We start from the raw sequence: 19,440 nt of genomic DNA on the forward strand, positions 1-19,440 counted from the left end.
CGGAGGCGAGACAAGTTATGTCCAGAATTAAATTTCCTTTACCGGTACTAAAGCCTGTCAGCAATTATTTAAAAACTGAAGAGAAGAAATTAAAACAGAGAAAGAAAGAGTTGGAAAAAGAAGATCCGTTTACTAACCACGACAGAGTGAATGATAATGCGGCAATTGATGCCGAGGCGGCGGAGGAATCCGGTCATGATCGGGTATCGGCCCTGAAATTGGAAGTAGACAGAATGCTGGTCAGAATCCGCAAGACGTTAACCAGGATTAAACTGGGGAAATTCGGTTTGTGTGAAAAGTGCGGAAAGATGATTGATACTGACCGGCTGGCAATTGATCCGACGGCGACGGAATGCATTGTTTGTGCCAATAAAAAAAAGGACTAATGAATTTTATTGTTAATTCTGGAATAATTTGGGGAATAGGAGCGAAACTGGGGCAGTATTGGATCTGGCTGATTGGGGGAACTCTTTTATTAATGATCAGAGTGTTTGGTTGGTCCCTGGGAACGGTTTTAATTTTGGTAGGGGGTTTAAGCAATTTAATTGATAGGATAAGGTTTGGTGGGGTGGTTGATTATATCTCGATCGGTTGGTGGCCCAGTTTTAATTTAGCGGATTGCTTTATTCTGGCAGGGGTAGTTATTTTACTGTATAGTCGTTGGTATGAGAGAACCTCAGATAGTTTACGAAGATGATGATTTGATAGTTTTGGACAAATTAGCAGGAATGGTAGTAAATAAAGCCAAGACGACAAAAGATAAAATGACGGTCGAGGATTGGTTGGAAAAAAAAGGCATTAACTTAGATAGGCACGGAATTGTGCACCGTTTAGATAAAGAAACCAGTGGTTTATTGTTGGTGGCTAAGACCGAAGAGGCAATGGAGAATTTACAAAAACAGTTTAAGGATAGACAAGTGGAAAAAGTTTATTGGGCGTTGGTGCACGGTCGGATGGCGCCGGAAGAGGGGATAATTGATTTGCCGATTACCAGAAACCCCTTTAACCGGAAGCGATTCGGAGTTTTTGTCGGAGGAAGAAAAGCGGTAACAAAATACCGGGTGTTAGAGTATTTTGACAACTTTTCTTTGGTGGAAGTTAGGCCGAAAACCGGCCGGACCCACCAAATTCGGGTCCATTTTAAATATCGGGGTTGTCCTTTAGTGGCTGATGGCTTGTATGCTGGTCGAAAAACCAGCAATCAGGACAGGCGTTGGTGTCCCAGACTGTTTTTACAGGCGAAAGAAATCACTTTTTTACACCCGAAAACATTAAAAAAAATGGAGTTTAAACTGGGATTAGCAAACGATTTACAGAGAGTGCTCAATAAACTAAAAAAAGCTTGATATTACTGTCTAAATTAAAAACATGTTTTCTTTAGCAATCACAAAAAACGAATTTGTTAAGGGAAAATGATATAGTTTGAATATAAATGAAACAGTTTAAAAAACCAAGACAACAAAAAGTTGTTTGGAAAAAATATTTGACATTTTTTTTAATTTTTACTTCGATTTTAGTTGGTGGGGCTGTGGGTATTAAAGAAGTCAAAGCCAGTCTTTGGGACGGACAAACTAATTTTGCTTGGGTGGAACAAGATAAAGATATCAAGGTGATTTTACTGATTCCCCAGCAGAAAAAAGAAGTTGCTTTTGCTATTTCGGCAGAGGCTTTGGCAAAAGTCGGTTTCGGTTTCGGCGAGTATCGGTTGGGGAAAGTTTTTGACCTAGGAGAATTGGAAAAAAAAGGCGGAAAATTACTGGCAAGAACAGCTCAAGACCTCTTGGGTATCGGCGTGACTGGTTGGCAGATAGGAGGGAAGAGCAATTTAAGCCATTGGGACCGGTTAAGAATTGCCTGGTTTAGAACTTGGCAGGAAAAAGGCCGAGTGAGAAAAATTGATTGGCAACAAAGCAGTGATGACTTAATCCATCAGGCAGTCTTTGATGAAAAGATTGCGGCGGAAGGACTAACCGTGGCGGTTCTCAACGCGACTGATACCGAAGGAGTAGGTAATGCTCTCAGCCGGCAAATTGACAATTTGGGGTTTGAGGTGACTTTAATCGGTAATAAAGACAACGAAAAACAAAGCTATTTTTTAATTAATGAGCGTTTTAAAAATAAACAGGCTTTACTGAGTTTAAGAAAATGGCTGAATATTAATTTAGTTAAATATGGTGATGTGGATGAGTATAGGTCTGATATAGTAGTGGTAGTTGGCGAGGACTATACTACTCTATAAAAGAGGTATAAAATTTAAGCTATGTCCGGACATTCTAAGTGGGCGACCATTAAGCATAAAAAGGCGGTGACTGACAATAAGCGGGGTCAGATATTTACTAAATTGATCAGAGCGATTACTGTCGCGGCGAGAGACGGCGGTGATTTAAATAGTAATTTTAAGTTAAGATTAGCGGTAGAAAAAGCCAGAGTAGTCAATATGCCCAAAGCTAACATTGAGCGGGCAGTGGAGCGTGGCAGCGGGGTCGGAGAGGGAGGCAGTGGGTTAGCGGAGGGGGTCTATGAGGGTTTTGGCCCGGGGAATATGGCAGTGATGGTGTCAGTTTTAACCGATAATAAAAATCGGACAGCCAGCGAGATAAAAAAAATTTTCGAAAGGGGTGGGGGAACATTAGGACAGCCGGGCTCAGTGGCTTTTTTATTCGATAAAAAGGGCAGGTTATTGATTGAAAAAAAAGCCGAGACGGAAAGTGAAATTCTACAATTAATTGATTTAGGGGCGGAGGATGTGGAAGAAGCGGAAGACGGAATTGAAGTTTTAACCCAGGCAAACAAATTAGCGGAAACAAAATTAAAAGTTGATCAGGCAGGTTTTACGGTTAAAGAAGCGGAATTGGTGTTTGTGCCGAAAAATTATTTGGTTTTAGAAGAGGAAATGAAAGGAAAGGCATTCCAGTTTTTAGAGACGTTAGATAATCATGATGATGTGCAGGAAGTTTATTCGAATATATGAGTAAGCGGACCAAGTTAGCAGTGACGGCGTTGGTGTTGACTTTGGGGTTAATCGGCATTCAGTCGATTGAAATTGATTCACGCTATCAGGCGATCGGGCTTTTGGCGGGAATGGCCTATGGTTTGTCCGTCTGGGCTTTATTTGACGATTTGAAAGGAATTGAATGGTTGACGGTGTTAATTTTGCCGGTTTTTTATCCGGTAGCGGTGGCTCTTTTCTATTTTTTATTGCCGGTAAGGTTATTGAGCCGGGTGATGATTTTAAGTGTGTTTGGAATCGGCATGTATGCACTCCTCCTGACCGAGAATATTTTGTCAGTAGCGGCAATCAGGACGATTCAGTTATTAAGAGCGGCTCACGCGGTGGGATTTTTAATTACTTTGGTAGTGGCCTTTTTTCTCTGGGATACGCTTTTCTCTTTCCGCTTCTTCCCTTGGTGGAATGGCTTGGCGGTTGGTTTAACTAGTTTAGGTTTAAGTTTACAGGCGGTTTGGAGTGTTAATCTTGAGGAAAAAATTTCTAAGGAAGTTTGGCAAAACAGTTTGGGCATTAGTTGGGGATTGGGAACATTGGCTTTAGTGATCAGCTTTTGGCCGGTAACCATTACCGTGGCTTCTCTGTTTTTAGTCAGTGGGTTATACGTCACGTTGGGTTTGGTGCAACATCGATTTTCCGGTAGATTATTTAGAAAAACCGTGGAGGAATATTTATGGGTAGCAGGATTAGTTTTAGGAATAACCTTTTTTTTAAGCCGTTGGCAATAGCAGTAGAGGAGTAGTAAGGCCTATAATACATATTAACCTATAATAATTATAGGACTTTTCACAAAATCTTCTGATTGTTTTCACGATTTGGATTGTCATATCAAGCTTTTTTCATCGTGGTGGTTTGATATAGTCTTGTGGATAACTTTAGAGGACTACTTAGATAAGATAATAGATATTAGTAATTTGATATTAAAAGTTTACTGGCATGTTTAGTAGGGGTGTGGAGGTAGGAGAAGAATTGGAATTAATCTTTACTACCCTAAGGAGAGTTGTCAGCAATTGATAGGTTAGGGCTTTATTCGGGTATTGATTATGTCGCACAATGTATCTTTTGCGACCATGCTTCAGGCAATGGGGAGAGGGGGTGTTTGTTAGTACAAAGTTGTCGAATAAAAAATATTTAGAAATTTTTTTAAATATATCAGCTATTTAATTTTTGTAATTCCTCTATTTCAGGCGGATTAGCCTTTTTTTGGTTTGACTAACCTTTCCCGAAACTATCAGACCCTCACCTACTATAAAACAACGATCATTACCATGCGGAAAAACAAAACGGGCTCTAGACGCGATTCTACGCGGTTTTCCTGAGGAAAAATGAGCGATCAAACTATTTGTTATTAGTTAAAACTGTGATATAACCTGGTTCAATTGGCCCAGCCAATTTGTCGTTTTTTGAAAGTTGACGAATGGTCTTAATGATTTTATCAGGACTGTGCTTTTGTTTTGTCCTTGACAATAAATTATTAATGTCGCACAATGTAACCGGTTGCGGAAAATTTATCCACAGCTAAAACTTATAGTATGCGAGAAATCAATGATAAAAAAGATTGATATAGCAACCTATCCCCTACTTATCCACATCCTGGCAGGTAAAAGACATGAGTGCTAAGGATAAAATACAAACAAAAAACGAAGTCAGGCGTAATCAATATGTCGAAGAGTATTTGGAGTACCTGGAGATTGAACGGAACTGCTCGAGGCTGACAATCAGAAACTACCGGCATTATCTTTACCGTTTTCTCGAGTGGACAGACAAAAATCTAGCCAAGTTTGAGTTGACCCAGTTAAGTTTAGACCAGGTGACGAAGTACCGGGTATTTTTAGCCAGATTTTTAAGTTTAAAAAATGAACCGCTCAGTCGGGCGACTCAGTCTTATCACGTTATCGCTTTGAGGTCGTTTTTAAAATATTTGATTAAGAGGGACGTAAAAACATTGGCGCCGGAGAAGATTGAGCTGCCGAAAAGCGAAAGTAAGTCGTTAAAATTTTTAACCGGAGAGCAGGTGGAAAGATTGTTAGGCAGTGTGGGGATTGCCACCCTCTCAGAATTGAGGGATAAGGCGATTTTAGAGACTTTGTTTTCCACGGGCTTGAGGGTGTCCGAGTTGGTCAAGTTAAATAAGGGGGAAATCGATATAGACAGAGGTGAGTTCGGGGTCATTGGGAAAGGTGGCCGGCAGAGAGTGGTGTTTTTATCTAAAAGAGCCAAAGAGTGGCTGAAGCGGTATTTGGCAAAACGGGAAGACGAAGATGAGCCGCTGTTTATTAACTTACGGTACAAAGGGGATAAAGGTCGGTTAACTTGCCGGTCGGTGCAGCGGATTGTTAAAAAGTACGTCCGGGTGGCTAAATTACCGGTGAAGATTACCCCACATGGGCTAAGACATTCTTTTGCGACTGATTTGCTGACCGGCGGAGCGGATATCCGGGCGGTCCAGGAAATGCTGGGGCATAAAAATATCGCCACGACCCAAATCTACACTCATGTTACCAATCAGCGCTTAAAAGAGATTTACGACAAAACGCATTTGGGAAACAGATAACACACCTTCAAGGATTATCCCTGTAGGTATATGATTAATATATGCCGGCTAAAAATGTAATTAAGCAATATAAGCCTAATAGTTATTATCATATTTACAATCGAGGTGTCGCGAAACAAAAAATCTTTTTAGATGCGGCTGATTATAAAAAATTCTTGAGTTATCTGAAGTTATATTTGATGCCATTTAACCTTCAAGGATTATCCCTGAAGGTGGCGCCCTCGAGAATGTTAAAAAACTATACCGATGAGGTTAAATTAATTTGTTATTGTTTAATGCCTAATCATTTTCACTTGTTAGTTTGGCAAAAAAGTATTGATTCGATTAACCATTTTATGAGGTCATTAGGGACAAAATTTTCAATGTATTTTAATCGTCGCTACAAAAGAGTTGGTCCAGTTTTTCAAAGTACTTATAAAGCGGTCGAGGTTGAGTCCGAAGAACAGCTGATTTATTTATCAAAGTACATTCATTGTAATCCGAAAGATATATTGCCTACAGGGATAATCCTTGAAGGCTATAAATACTCCAGTTATCTAAATTATTTAGGGATTATTAACCAAAGTTGGGTTAAACACGAAGATATCTTAGAAATGCCTTTTTTCCGAGGAAAGAGTCTTTCTTACAAAAAATTTGTTGAAGAATCAGACGAAAGAGATTTAATTGTAATCAAGAATGATCTATTAGAAGACCTACAGGGATAATCCTTGTAGGTCATTAGATTTTATAGACGGAATCGTAATCGTCAGGATCGCCCGCGGTTCCCTTACAGTTTAAGAGAACTACCACAGTTGGTTTTTCTGAACCATCTGGGTCAATACACATATCTTGGTAAAGTTTGCGAGTGGAGATTTTTAGATAAGAGGCTAGTTTACTAAATGGTTCAAACGTTATAAACGTAGGTTCTTCTGCAGGAAAATTGATTATTATTCTTTTATCTGTACTTTCTTCAGCAAGCGGAAGTATTTCTTCTTCTAGCTTATGACAAATAATGATTACCGGAACCGGACCGACTTGGCCGGAAAAATATTTTAGAAGAGTTTGAGGAACTGTTTGTCTATCTGGATCAACAATAAGATGATTTTTAAGAAATTTTCCCAGATTACTGTCAAAAGATGCTGGTTCCCTAGTGACATTGCTAAATTCCGGTAATCTACTCATATTTTTAACAAAAAACTGCCTCTCTGGGCAGTTGATTAAAGTGATTATACCACATTTTTATTCTTCTTCTGTTTCCTGTTTTTCCAAGAGGGCGACGGCGGCGACGGAATCGGCAGATTTGGCAAAGCGCATTAAAATCACTCCTTGGGTAGTGCGGCCGATACGTTTAATGTTTTTCAAGGGCAATTTAATTACCTGGGCTTTTTTGGAAGTGAGAATGACGGTTTCAATAATTTCGGTGACCAGCTGGGCAGAGACTAGTTTGCCGGTTTTCTCAGTGACCTGACTGGCTTTAACACCTTTGCCGCCGCGTTTTTGCAAAGGATACTCGGAGATGTCGGTCCGTTTACCCAAACCTTTTTCCATGACTACTAAAATATCCTGGAAGAATTTTCGTTTACCCTTAACCTTTTTACGCAGAGGGTTAAAAACCGCCATGCCGACAACATAATCAGTCGGATTTAAGCGGATGCCCCGAATACCGCGGCAAGACCGGCCCAAAGGACGACTATCGGTTTCGTTGAAATGAATTGACTGGCCGGAATAGGAAACTAAAAGAATGTGGTCGTGGCCGGAAGTCTGCTTGACCCAAACCAGTTGGTCATCCTTATCCAGTTTAATGGCAATAATTCCGCTACTACGAATGTTGCTGTAAGCGGCAGTGGCGGTTTTTTTAATCACGCCCTGACGGGTAACCATTAACAGATAACCTTCGTTGAGTTTGTCTTTGGCTAAACTTAAAACTGACTGGATTTTTTCCGTTGATTCGATATTGATTAAATTAATGATTGCCTGACCCTTGGCTTGGCGGGAGCCGGCGGGAATTTCATAAACTTTTAACCTAAAAACCCGCCCCTTGTCCGTAAAGATCAAGAGAACGTCGTGAGTATTAGCGGAAAAAATCTGATTAACCTCATCTTCTTCTTTGGTAGCCATACCGGTGACGCCTTTGCCGCCGCGGCGCTGAGAACGGTAAGTATTCATCGGCATGCGTTTGATGTAGCCGGTTTTGGTCATGGTGACGAGACAAGCTTCTTCCGGTTCCAGGTCTTCTTCGGAAAACTGTTTTAAAGAGTTTTTAATAATTTTGGTGCGGCGCGGGTCGGCATATTTTTGCTTTAAATCCTTTAATTCCTGAGTGATGGTAGTAATAACTTTAGCCGGATTCAACAGCAAGGCAATCAAAATATCAATAGTTTTTTTGATGGCCCGATACTCGTCTTCAATTTTTTGTCTTTCCAGGGCGGCCAGGCGCCTAAGTTGCATATCCAAAATTGCTTGGGCCTGAATTTCCGAAAGCTTGAATTTTTTCATTAAATTAATTTTGGCGGTATCGGCGTCTTTGGATTTTTTAATGGTGGTGATCACCGCATCTAAATTATCAAGGGCAATTTTCAAACCTTCCAAAATATGAGCTCTTAATTTGGCGGCTTTAAGTTCAAATTGAGTGCGGCGGATCACCACCAACTGGCGGTGTTTTAAATATTCTAAAAGGATTTGGCGCAAATTAAGCAGTTGCGGCGTGCCGTCCACCAGGGCGACGAGATTAGCGGGAAAGCTGCTTTGGAGTTCGGTGTGTTTAAAAAGATTATTGAGAACGGCTTTGGGTTTGGCTTCTTTTTTCAATTCGATGCAGATTTGCAGACCTTGACGGTCGGATTCATCGCGCAGATCTTTGATGCCGTTTAATTTTTTATTGCGGACCAAATCGGCAATTTTAGCAATGAGACGGGCCTTATTAACCTGGTAAGGCAACTGGGTAACTAAAATTTGAAACCGGCCTTTACGTTCAACAATTTCGGTTTTGGCCCGGACGATAATTGAACCACGGCCAGTGGTATAAACTTGTTCGATAGTAGCTTGATCGTAAATAATGCCGGCGGTGGGAAAATCCGGTCCGGGAATAGCGGCCATTAAATCGGCGGAGGTGACGGTTGATTCCAGACTGCCGGTTAATAATTCCGGGGCAACCGTTTCCGGATTAGTCAGTTTTTCCGGACGTTGCGGATGAGGAATGATTTTAGTTTTGGTAACGACAATATTGATCGCGTTAACCACTTCACCTAAGTTGTGCGGGGGAATTTTAGTGGCCATACCGACAGCGATGCCATCGGCGCCCATTAACAAAAGATTGGGCAGTTTGGCCGGCAGAACCAACGGTTCTTTTAAGGAAGCGTCAAAATTGTCAATAAAATCGACGGTTTCCTGATTCAATTCGTTTAAAAGTTCGTCAGAGATTTTGGCTAAGCGGACTTCGGTATAACGCATGGCGGCGGGTGAATCGCCGTCAACCGAACCGAAGTTGCCATGGCCGTCCACCAGAGGGTATCTTAAAGAAAAATCCTGGGCCATTCGGACCATGGCGTCATAGACAGCCATATCGCCGTGCGGATGGTATTTACCTAAAACTTCGCCGACGACGCGGGCGGATTTTTTGTAGGCGGAGGAATGAGTAATCCCCTGCTCTTTCATGGCGTAAAGAATCCGGCGGTGGACAGGTTTTAAACCATCGCGGACATCCGGTAGGGCCCGAGCGACAATTACGCTCATGGCATAGTCCAAGTAACTCCGCTTCATTTCGGAAGTGATCTCGACCGGCTGGAGTTTACCGATATCCATAAATTTAGTTTATTTACCAATGAATTGAATAACAAAAGGCGCGATTAATAAAGCCACAATCTGGACAATTTTCATCATCGGATTAAGAGCCGGTCCAGAGGTGTCTTTTAAGGGGTCGCCGACAGTATCGCCGACGACCGCCGCTTTATGGGCATCACTGCCTTTGCCGCCGAAGTGACCATCCTCGATGTATTTTTTGGCATTGTCCCAAGCGCCGCCACCATTACACATAAACAGGGCTAAGGTTAAGCCGGAAACAACCACGCCGCCCAAAAAACCGCCTAAAGCTTCAGCGCCTAACAAGCTGACGATAATAGGAAAAGTAATCACAATGGCAGCCGGAATGATCAGTTCTTTTTGAGCAGCGGCGGTAACAATGGTGACCGCCCTAGAATAATCCGGTAAATTTTTCCCTTCCATGATGCCTTTGATGGTCTTAAATTGCCGGCGGACCTCTTCAACGACTTCAAAGGCGGCACGGCCAACTGAACCGATCAAGCGGGAGCTGAACAAGAACGGTAGACTGACGCCTAATAAAAGCCCGATAAAGACTTTGGGGTTGGCAATGTTGATTGCATTTAGTTTGGTCGCTTCAAAATAAGTGGCAAATAAGGAGGAAGCGGCCACGGCGGCAGAGCCGACAGCAAAACCTTTGGTTAAGGCTTTAGTGGTGTTGCCGACAGCATCCAGGTTGCTGGTGACTTTTGGGGCCTTACCCTGTAAATGGGCCATTTCGACCATACCCTGGGCGTTATCACTAATCGGGCCAAAAGTGTCCAAAGACATAATAATGCCGGTGGTAGCCAGCATGCCCATACCGGCCAGAGAGATACCGTAAAAACCTAAAAATAGATAACCAAGCAAGATTGTGGCAGCCACAATTAAGACCGAGAAAAAAGTCGACTCCATACCTAAAGCCAGACCGCTGATTAAATTTGTGCCGGCGCCGGTTTGAGCGGCTTTGGCAGTGGTAACGACCGGTTTTTCACCTGGTCCGGTATAGTATTTGGTGACGTAAAGTAAAGCCAGCATGGCGACAATACCGGTGACGGCGGCGTAACCCGCCTTTGGTTCGCCTAAAAGAAAGGTGGCCAAAAGCATAAAAATAATGATGGCGGCCACAGCGGAAACAATAAAACCACGGATTAAGGGTTTGATCGGATCTTCCCGATCGGACTTAGCTTTGACAAAAAAGGTGCCTAAAATTGAGGTTAGGATTGCGCCGGAACGGGCTAGCAGAGGGAAAACGACCCCTTTTAGGCCAAACATCGCTCCGCCTAAAATCATGGCGGCAACAATAGTTAGGGCGTAAGATTCAAAAACATCGGCGGCCATACCGGCGCAGTCACCCACATTATCACCGACATTATCAGCGATGACGGCGGGGTTACGCGGATCGTCTTCCGGTATCCCCTTCTCCACTTTACCGACCAGGTCAGCGCCGACATCGGCGGCTTTGGTGAAAATACCACCGCCTACCCGCATAAATAAAGCGATTAAGGCGGCGCCGAAGCCATAGCCCACTAACACCTGAGTGGCGTCAGTGTGGCTAAAATAAGACCAAACGTAGATTAAAGAAACACCCAACAAACCTAAACCAACCACCAACATACCGTTAACCGTCCCGGCGGAAAAAGCAGTTTTTAAAGCCGGGTTTAAACCTTTTAAGGCGTTGTTAGCCGTGCGGACATTCGCTTTAACGGCAATCCACATGCCTAAATAGCCAATCAGGGCGCTAAAAAACGCCCCCATCAAAAAAGTGGCGGCAATCCCCTTCCCTAGACCGAAATAAATCGCTAAAGTTAAAACTACCACAATGGGTAGAATGACTATAAATTGTTTTTTTAAGTAAGCCATGGCGCCATTTTGAACGGCCAGAGCGATTTGTTGAAGTTTCTCGTTTTCGACCCCTTCTTTTAAGATTTTTTTAGTTAAAATAAAACCGTAAATTAAGGCAGTAATGGCAGTGGCCGGGGCAAACAGAAGAGCAATAATCTGGATATTCATATTTCTCCTATAATTATATATCTAAGGTAGCTAATTTGGCGTGAGATTGAATAAATTTTTTCCGGGGGGCGACTTCTTCTCCCATCAGCATAATAAAAGTTTCATCGGCTCTTTGAGCGTCGGCAACATTAACTTGTTTTAAAATTCGTGTTTGGGGATTCATGGTGGTGTCCCAGAGTTGTTCCGGGTTCATTTCCCCCAAGCCTTTATAACGCTGTTGGGTGTATTTTTGGCCCTTTAAAGATTTAATAAATTCTTCCCTATCGGCGTCGGTATAAACATATTTATCAGTTTTGTTAAAAGAGATTTTATATAAAGGCGGCATGGCAATATATAAGAAACCGTGATCAATGATGGGTCTTAACTGGCGGTAGAAAAAGGTTAATAATAAGGTAGTGATATGTTCGCCGTCAACATCGGCATCGCACATAATAATAATCCGATGGTAGCGTAATTTTTCCGGATTAAGGGTTTCACCGATTCCCATACCTAAGGCAATAATCAAATTTTTCAATTCCTGAAAGGCAATAATTTTATCCAGGCGGGCTTTTTCCGTATTTAGGACTTTGCCGCCCAAAGGCAAAATGGCCTGAAATTTACGGTCCCGGCCTTGTTTGGCGGAACCGCCGGCAGAGGGACCTTCGACAATATAAAGTTCACAGTTTTGTGGCCGAGTTTCTTGGCAATCTGCCAATGTTCCTGGTAAGGTGGAGCCTTCCAGGGCGCCTTTGCGGATAACGGCATCTTTGGCGGCCCGGGCGGCTAAACGGGCCCGAGCGGCCAGCAAGATTTTATCCAGAATTTTTTTAGCGTCCCCGGGATGTTCTTCAAAGTAGGCACTTAAACCTTCTTTGACAACAGCAAAAACGGCTGATTGGGCTTCGGCATTGTTAAGTTTAGTTTTCGTTTGGGACTCAAATTGAATATCGTTTGAAGGCATTTTGACAAAAACAACTGCCGCCAGACCCTCTTTTAGATCCTCGCTGATCAAACTATTATTGCTTTTAACATCTTTAAGTAAATTATTTTTTTCAGCATAATCCCGAACAACCTTATTTAAGGCCATACGGAAACCGGCCAAATGAGTGCCGCCGTCCCCAGTATTAATAACATTGGCAAAACTTTGAATATTTTCGTTAAAAGTATCGTTATATTGCAGGGCAATTTCCACACCGACAGAAATTTCTAGATTATCAACTTGTTTAGAAAAATAAATTACCGGGTGGAGTGGCTTTTTATTTTTATTTAAATAATTGATTAGTGATTTGATACCGCCGTCAAAATAAAAATGGCATTCTTCTTTAGTTTCCTCGTTATAGAGATGGAAAGACAGTTTGGCAATTAAGAAAGCCCGTTCCCGGCAGAGATTTTTGACCGTGATAAAATTGAAGCCTTCGTGCTTTTTAAAGATTTGAGAGTCAGGAATAAAGGTAGAAATGGTATAAGACGGGGAATTTGGGTATTTAAAGTGGTCATTTGGCAATAGTTTAATTAATTGAATTTCTTTAATTTGAGTGATAGGAGTTTTAGTTTTACCCCGTTCGTAATCCTGATAAACAACTTTACTGTCGCGTTTGACGATTACCCGCATAAAACTAGATAAAGCATTAACGGCGGAAGCGCCGACACCGTGCAGTCCGGCGGATGCCTGGTAAGCGGTCGAACCAAATTTGCCGCCGGCATGAAGTTTGGTCATGGAAACTTCCAGAGCGGACAAACCGCTTTTGTGTTTGTCAATCGGGATACCCCGGCCGTCATCCATAACCGTGGCCGAACCATTTTTATTCAAAGAAATCCAAATATTGCGGGCATAACCGGGAATGGCTTCATCAACGGAGTTGTCAATAATTTCCGTTAAAATATGATGGAGGCCGTGTTCATCGGTTGAGCCGATGTACATGCCGGGGCGTTTCCGGACTGGCTCTAAGCCTTCCAGAATAGTAATATCTTTAGCGGTGTAAGTAGACATAGAATTTATTACTTTATCACATCACTGGTTGAAGAAACAAATTTTCCAATACCAGTTTAGGGTTAACATTCTGATTCAAGTATACAATATTTTGGGTAATTTGTCTTATAAAAGAGTGAAGGTAAAATTGTTTTTGATTAATCATTAAATCTCTTAAAAAGAGTAATTGATGGTAACAAAACTCCAAAGCCTCCTGCTTAGAAACAGCCAGTTGGTTAGCCAAGGCAATTTTTTGACCAGGAGAACTTTCTTTTAGTTGACAAAAAATATCTGCCTGGGATTTTTGTAAAGCAGAAGAAAGAGAATCGGAAGGAGAAATATGGAATATTTGACAGCGGGAAATGATGGTTTCCAGCAGTGAATCCGGCTGAAGTGTTGCCAGAATAATTAATGAGTGGGCGGGCGGCTCTTCCAGAGTTTTTAAAAAAGCATTTTGGGCCTCAAAAGTCATTTTCTCGGCTTGAGAAATAAAGACAATGTTATTGGTTTTAAACATTGGTTTGCGCGTTAAAAAATGAGTAATATGGCGGATATCGGCAATACCAATACTGGGTTCAGAATTAATAATTAACGTGTCGGGTGCAGGTAGTAAAGAATCGTGGCTGAGTTGACGGGCTAAAGTCAAAATTTGACTTTGATTGTTAGCGGTAATTAGAATAGAATGAAGCATATTTAATAGTATATAATAGTTTTATTATGCCTGCCCAAGACCTTAAATTACTGGATTTTCTTTTGGAAAAGTCATTACTTAAAAAAAGTGACTATGAGCGGATTAAGACAGAGGTTTTGGGTTCGGCGGCCGGGGCGGAAGAATTGTTAATCAAACATAATTTAGTCTCCGAGAACAAAATTACTCAGACGAAGGCGGAGTTACTTAAAGTGCCTTATTTAGATGTTTCCACTGTGAGCGCCAGTCCGGAAGCATTAAATTTACTGCCGCAGACGGTCGCGGAAAAATATTTAGTTTTACCGTTTTCCCTTGATAAAAATCAAAAGACATTATCCGTGGTAATGGCCAATCCCGTGGACTTGCAGTCTTTGGAGTTTATTGAGAGAAAAACCGGGATGAGATTAAAATTATTTTTAGGCGAGCCAAGTAAACTGGTAAAGATAATCGATGAACATTACACCCAGAGCTTGTCGACAGAAGTGACGGAGGCATTAAAAGAAACTACTACTATTAAGTCAGAAAAAATAGCTTTGGATGAGTATAGCGGCGGAGTGATACGGGAGGCACCGATTGCTAAAATTGTGTCGACAATTTTAGAGTTTGCCATTAAGGCAAGAGCTTCCGATGTGCACATTGAGCCATTGGAAGATAAAACCAGGGTGAGGTACAGAATTGACGGAATTTTATACGAGAAACTGATTTTACCCAGAAATGTTCATGACAGTGTAATTTCGAGAATTAAAATTTTGGCAGGAATGAAAATTGACGAAAAACGTTTACCTCAGGATGGTCGGTTTAATTTTAAGGCCGGTGCAGAAGAAGTGGATTTAAGAATTTCTTCTTTACCTTCGGTCTGGGGGGAAAAAATGGTGATGCGGTTACTAAAAAAGGAACTTAAAGTGCCGGATTTGCCGGATTTGGGGCTAAGAGGGATGGCGTTGACTAATTTACAAACAGCGATTCGGGTTCCCCACGGAATTATTTTGATAACCGGGCCGACCGGTTCGGGAAAAACGACCACTTTATATTCACTGCTCTCAAAAATTAACACACCCCGGGTGAATATTTTAACTTTGGAAGATCCGGTGGAATATCAAATTCCCGGGGTTAACCAAGTCCAAGTGAATCCACAGGCGGGACTGACTTTTTCTTCCGGATTGCGGTCATTTTTGCGCCAGGACCCGAACATTATTATGGTAGGCGAAATCCGGGATAAGGAAACGGCGGAGTTAGCGATTCAGGCATCTTTAACCGGCCATTTGGTTTTTTCAACCTTACACACGAATAGCGCTTCGGGAGCACTCCCTAGGCTTTTGGATATGGAAATGGAACCGTTTTTGCTGGCTTCATCCATGACTTGCATTGTTGGTCAACGGGTCTGCCGGCAGATTTGTAAGTTTTGCAGAGAAAGTTATACTCCCCCGGCTGCGGTAGTAGCGGATATTAAAAAAGTGCTGGGCCCGTTATTAAAATCAGATGACTTTAAGCTATATCGAGGAAAGAAATGTCAGGAGTGTAACGGCACCGGTTATTTGGGCAGAATCGGGATTTTTGAAGTGCTGCCGGTAACGGAAAAAATCGGCCGCTTGATTTTAGAGCGGGTGCCTTCCAGTAAAATTGAAGCAGAGGCAAAAGAAAGTGGTATGATTGATATGAAACAAGATGGTTATTTAAAAATAGTGGAGGGCATGACGACTCTAGAAGAGGTTCTCAGAGTCGCTGAAGATTAATTATGGAGATAAAGTCTTTATTAGGTCTCGTGGTTGAAAAAAAAGCTTCAGACTTGCATTTGACGGTGGGGGTGCCGCCCTACCTCAGGATTAATGGTGAATTAGAGCCGGTCGGTCAAGAAGTGGTGACGGCCGAGATAGCCAAGGCATTAATTTTTCCATTGTTAACTCCGGAGCAAAAAGACACGTTTTTGGTCAATAAAGAATTAGATTTTTCTTTTGCTTTTGGACATTTAGGTAGATTCAGGATAAATGTTTATTACCAGAAAGAGACAATGGCGGCGGCATTAAGATTGGTGACTGAGAAAATAAAAAGCATCGAGGAATTAGGCTTGCCGAAAATTTGCCATTTGGTTACTGAATTAAAACAGGGATTTGTATTAGTGACCGGACCAACCGGGCATGGGAAAAGTACAACTTTGGCGGCAATTATTGATGAAATCAACAAGACCAGGGCAGAGCATATTGTGACGATTGAAGATCCGATTGAGTATGTTTATACACCGCAAAAGAGCATCATCTCCCAGCGGGAAATGCATGGTGATACTCACTCCTGGTCAGTGGCTTTGCGGTCGGTTCTAAGGGAAGACCCTAATGTGGTGTTGGTCGGAGAAATGCGGGATTACGAAACGATTGCCGCGGCCCTGACGGTGGCAGAGACCGGGCATTTGGTGCTAGCGACACTACATACTAATAATGCGGCCCAGACAGTTGACCGGATCGTGGATGTTTTTCCGGAAAGCCAGCAAGCCCAAGTGAGAACTCAGTTAGCGAATACCTTGGCGGCAGTAATCAGCCAAAGATTGCTGCCGATAATCGGCGGCGGCCGGGCAGCGGCAACAGAAGTGCTTTTAGGTTCTGCGGCAGTAAAAACAACGATCAGGGAAGGAAAATCCCATTTGATTAACAACATTATTCAGACCTCCGGAGATTTAGGAATGCATACTTTGGAACAGGATTTAGCCCGTTTAGTCAACGAGAGTAAAATCGATTTTAAAGTGGCTCTAGGCTATGCTTTAAACCCGGCAGAGTTAGAGCGTCTGGTTAAAAGATAATGGAAAAATTTAATTATTTAGCCACTGATAAAGATAACCGTAAAGTTAAAGGTACAGTTGAGGCAGTGAACTTGGTCCAGGCCCAAAGTATTTTAAGAAGCAAAAACCTGTTTATTATTAACTTAGACAAAATTGAACTTTTGCCGGCTTGGATGAAGATGCTGGAGAGTTTTAATAAGGTTAGACGGACAGAAGTAGTTCATTTTACCCGGCAGTTGGCGACGATGGTGACCGCCGGGTTGCCATTGACCAACGCTTTAGCAATCCTAAAATATCAGTCAGGCGCGGCCATGGGTAAATTAACAGACGAAATTTTGAGGGATGTGGAAGGCGGCGGATCTTTTTACAAGGCTTTGCAGAAACATGAAGGTGTTTTTGACCGGATTTATTTGTCTTTAGTCCGGTCGGGAGAGGCGGCGGGGGTTTTGGAAAAGGTCTTACAACGCTTGGCGGATAATCTGGAAAAGGAAGGGGAATTCCGGGCAAAAACCAAAAGCGCGCTGATTTATCCGGCAATTATTACCATAGCGATGGTGGTGGTGGCGACAATAATGATGATTTTTGTGATCCCTAAACTGACTTCGATGTATAACGACTTTGGGGCAGAATTACCGATGGTGACCAAGGTTTTAATTGGTATTTCAACGTTTGTGGCAAAAACTATTTGGCTTTGGCTGGTTTTATTAGTGGTGGGCGGGTATAGTTTCAGCAAATGGAGAAAAACAGCTTCCGGCAGGCTGATTTATGATACTTATATTTTACGCTTACCGATAATCGGACCGTTAAAAACCAAAATGATTTTGACGGAGATCACCAGGACTTTGGCGTTGTTGGTCGAGTCAGGAGTGGCGATTGTGGAGGCTTTGGAAATTGTTTCCGGCGCGGCGGGCAACGAACTGTTTGGCCGATCGATAAAAACCGCGGCTAAGGATGTGGAAAAAGGTGTGCCTTTGGCGGCGGCCATCGGCCAGTTTGAACATTTTCCGCCGCTGATTTCGCAAATGCTGGCTGTGGGTGAAGAAACCGGGAAAATTGACGAAGTAATGTTTAATGTTTCTCGGTATTTTGAAACCGAATCCGAGCAGGCAGTGAAGGGCTTGACAACCGCAATTGAGCCACTTATGATGATTATATTAGGTGTGGGGGTAGGGTTTTTAGTAATTGCCATTATTATGCCAATTTATAATCTAACCAGCCAATTTTAGGAGGCTTATGAAGAAGGGTTTTACATTAATTGAGTTGTTGGTAGTGATTACTTTAATTGGTATTCTAGCGGTAGCAGTGTTATCAGCCTTGAACCCAATTGAGCAGATTAATAAAGCCCGGGATGCGGGTCGGCGGTCGGATGCGGCGCAAATTATGTCGGCGCTTGACCGTTATTTTGCTTCTACGGAAGAGTTTCCCTGGAATAATGTCGGTTGGAGCAATGAAATAGCCGCAGTTTCCGGTGCTTTTTACGGACGAGCGTCAATGAACGGTGTAGGTATCTGCGGGGCAGTTGCTACAGTTCCGGCCAGTGGATCCTATCTCTTAGAAACTGTGAGTGCCAGTGGCTGTACCAATAAGGGGTTACTGGTTACTACAGAAGAATTGAAAAGCCAATTTGGCAAAAGAAAAGCTTTTAGAAGCACACCGTTGGCAGAGGACAAGTTTTATGTTATAAAATTACTTAATGATCCGTCAATCAGCGTCTGCTTTGTGCCTTCCTCAAAAGCAACTCGGATTAAATGGAATGCTGTAGCCGGACAGTTGAAAAGCTTAGCAATTGGCGGTACTGACTTACCGACAATAGTCCAACCTTGCACCACACAATTTGTTGCCACTGGGGCTGGGCCTGGATGGACGACTAACGTAGATGCTTGTTATGTCTGTATTCCGGAAGAGTAAAATAAGTTTGATTTGAATTTTAAAACCCCTCGGCAACGAGGGGTTTTTGGTTACAAAGTAAGCTATTTTTAAAACATTCCACTCCGGAGTGGAATGTTTACTCTAAGGAGAGAGATTTAATCAGGTGTAATTGTTTTTGATAATCGGCTTGATTTTGAATGAATTCAAGATAAGATTTTTTTGTTTTAAACTCGCGCAAAATTGTGTCGGTGGAGCATAGGTTGTATCGACTGGAGGATAAATATTCTTTTATTGATGAATACGGGTATTCTTGAATTTTATTTATGTCTTTAATAATTGATGAGGTGAAGGGATTAAGATGAATATAGCGGCTGAGATGTAATAATTGTTCGTTAGAGGTAACCCTAATAGCCTTAAATCTGCCTTCTAAAACTGGTCCCTGCTTTTCATAAATAGTATTAAAGTATTTTGAATAACTGTTGGAAAATTTACTAATTGATTGAAGAATGCCTTTATCTTTAGTTTGCTTGATAAGAAAATGAAAATGATTTGGCATAAAACAATAAGCTAAGATATCAATAGATGTTTGGACAAGTTGTTGTAATATCTTTTTTTGTCTTTTTGGTGTTTGAAGATTGAGATAGGAAAATTTTATTGGTGGAGTTAAATATTGGTAATATTGAATTGTTTTGATGGCCCTGATGTAGTCTTTTTCGGAAAAGAAAATCTGTTTTTTATTAAATCCCCTATTAAAGACGTGATATATTTCTTGAGTGACTAAAGGAGTTTTTCTACTGGGCATGGTTTATTTTATAACATT

Annotated in this window: 18 protein-coding genes; 12 read left to right on the plus strand and 6 right to left on the minus strand. The window is 42.0% G+C overall.

Annotation, left to right across the window (positions count from 1 at the left end; all coding sequences use genetic code 11):
* Positions 1-17: 17 nt before the first annotated feature.
* From NTZ93_01190 to NTZ93_01225, 8 genes are all read left to right on the plus strand, one after another.
* The gene (locus NTZ93_01190; protein ID MCX6816470.1) at positions 18-386 is read left to right on the plus strand and encodes a TraR/DksA C4-type zinc finger protein; all 369 of its coding nucleotides are present in this window, start codon (positions 18-20) and stop codon (positions 384-386) included.
* Positions 386-697: a signal peptidase II gene (locus NTZ93_01195; GenBank protein ID MCX6816471.1), complete on the plus strand. Its 312-nt coding sequence runs from the start codon at positions 386-388 to the stop codon at positions 695-697. The genes NTZ93_01190 and NTZ93_01195 overlap by 1 nt, the downstream gene beginning before the upstream one ends.
* The gene (locus NTZ93_01200; GenBank protein ID MCX6816472.1) at positions 666-1,346 is read left to right on the plus strand and encodes an RluA family pseudouridine synthase; all 681 of its coding nucleotides are present in this window, start codon (positions 666-668) and stop codon (positions 1,344-1,346) included. The genes NTZ93_01195 and NTZ93_01200 overlap by 32 nt, the downstream gene beginning before the upstream one ends.
* A gap of 86 nt (positions 1,347-1,432) precedes the next feature.
* Positions 1,433-2,239 (plus strand): LytR C-terminal domain-containing protein, encoded by an 807-nt coding sequence (locus NTZ93_01205; protein MCX6816473.1) that lies wholly within the window; start codon positions 1,433-1,435, stop codon positions 2,237-2,239.
* A gap of 21 nt (positions 2,240-2,260) precedes the next feature.
* Complete coding sequence (locus tag NTZ93_01210; GenBank protein ID MCX6816474.1) at positions 2,261-2,971, plus strand: YebC/PmpR family DNA-binding transcriptional regulator; 711 nt, start codon at positions 2,261-2,263, stop codon at positions 2,969-2,971.
* On the plus strand, positions 2,968-3,735 hold the full coding sequence (locus NTZ93_01215; GenBank protein ID MCX6816475.1) for a hypothetical protein: 768 nt from the start codon (positions 2,968-2,970) through the stop codon (positions 3,733-3,735). The genes NTZ93_01210 and NTZ93_01215 overlap by 4 nt, the downstream gene beginning before the upstream one ends.
* Positions 3,736-4,616: 881 nt before the next feature.
* Complete coding sequence (locus NTZ93_01220; protein MCX6816476.1) at positions 4,617-5,561, plus strand: tyrosine-type recombinase/integrase; 945 nt, start codon at positions 4,617-4,619, stop codon at positions 5,559-5,561.
* A gap of 41 nt (positions 5,562-5,602) precedes the next feature.
* Positions 5,603-6,265, plus strand: coding sequence for a transposase (locus tag NTZ93_01225; GenBank protein ID MCX6816477.1), 663 nt, complete (start codon positions 5,603-5,605; stop codon positions 6,263-6,265).
* A 13-nt stretch (positions 6,266-6,278) separates the two neighbouring features.
* Here NTZ93_01225 and NTZ93_01230 read toward each other — a convergent pair whose 3' ends face one another.
* Genes NTZ93_01230 through NTZ93_01250 form a run of 5 tightly spaced genes read right to left on the minus strand, consistent with a single transcriptional unit; the run spans position 6,279 to position 13,987 of the window.
* Positions 6,279-6,722 (minus strand): hypothetical protein, encoded by a 444-nt coding sequence (locus NTZ93_01230; GenBank protein ID MCX6816478.1) that lies wholly within the window; start codon positions 6,720-6,722, stop codon positions 6,279-6,281.
* A 57-nt stretch (positions 6,723-6,779) separates the two neighbouring features.
* The gene (gene gyrA / locus NTZ93_01235) at positions 6,780-9,341 is read right to left on the minus strand and encodes a DNA gyrase subunit A (GenBank protein MCX6816479.1); all 2,562 of its coding nucleotides are present in this window, start codon (positions 9,339-9,341) and stop codon (positions 6,780-6,782) included.
* Between the two features lie 9 nt (positions 9,342-9,350).
* Complete coding sequence (locus NTZ93_01240) at positions 9,351-11,348, minus strand: sodium-translocating pyrophosphatase (GenBank protein MCX6816480.1); 1,998 nt, start codon at positions 11,346-11,348, stop codon at positions 9,351-9,353.
* A gap of 13 nt (positions 11,349-11,361) precedes the next feature.
* Complete coding sequence (locus tag NTZ93_01245) at positions 11,362-13,317, minus strand: DNA gyrase subunit B (GenBank protein MCX6816481.1); 1,956 nt, start codon at positions 13,315-13,317, stop codon at positions 11,362-11,364.
* A 16-nt stretch (positions 13,318-13,333) separates the two neighbouring features.
* Positions 13,334-13,987, minus strand: a complete 654-nt coding sequence (locus NTZ93_01250; protein MCX6816482.1) for a hypothetical protein — start codon at positions 13,985-13,987, stop codon at positions 13,334-13,336.
* Positions 13,988-14,013: 26 nt separating this feature from the next.
* Here NTZ93_01250 and NTZ93_01255 point away from each other — a divergent pair, with 26 nt between their 5' ends.
* From NTZ93_01255 to NTZ93_01270, 4 genes are read left to right on the plus strand one after another with little or no spacing between them, the layout of a single operon-like run.
* Complete coding sequence (locus NTZ93_01255) at positions 14,014-15,717, plus strand: GspE/PulE family protein (GenBank protein ID MCX6816483.1); 1,704 nt, start codon at positions 14,014-14,016, stop codon at positions 15,715-15,717.
* A gap of 2 nt (positions 15,718-15,719) precedes the next feature.
* On the plus strand, positions 15,720-16,772 hold the full coding sequence (locus NTZ93_01260; GenBank protein ID MCX6816484.1) for a type IV pilus twitching motility protein PilT: 1,053 nt from the start codon (positions 15,720-15,722) through the stop codon (positions 16,770-16,772).
* Positions 16,772-17,977, plus strand: a complete 1,206-nt coding sequence (locus NTZ93_01265) for a type II secretion system F family protein (protein MCX6816485.1) — start codon at positions 16,772-16,774, stop codon at positions 17,975-17,977. The genes NTZ93_01260 and NTZ93_01265 overlap by 1 nt, the downstream gene beginning before the upstream one ends.
* A 7-nt stretch (positions 17,978-17,984) precedes the next feature.
* Positions 17,985-18,659, plus strand: a complete 675-nt coding sequence (locus NTZ93_01270) for a type II secretion system protein (protein ID MCX6816486.1) — start codon at positions 17,985-17,987, stop codon at positions 18,657-18,659.
* Between the two features lie 97 nt (positions 18,660-18,756).
* On the opposite strand, the gene NTZ93_01275 is transcribed toward NTZ93_01270, so the two are convergent.
* Positions 18,757-19,422 (minus strand): transposase, encoded by a 666-nt coding sequence (locus tag NTZ93_01275; protein ID MCX6816487.1) that lies wholly within the window; start codon positions 19,420-19,422, stop codon positions 18,757-18,759.
* Positions 19,423-19,440: the final 18 nt, after the last annotated feature.

Source organism: Candidatus Beckwithbacteria bacterium (assembly GCA_026397255.1).
In the GTDB taxonomy this organism is placed as follows: Bacteria; Patescibacteriota; Microgenomatia; order UBA1400; family CG1-02-47-37; genus JAPLVF01.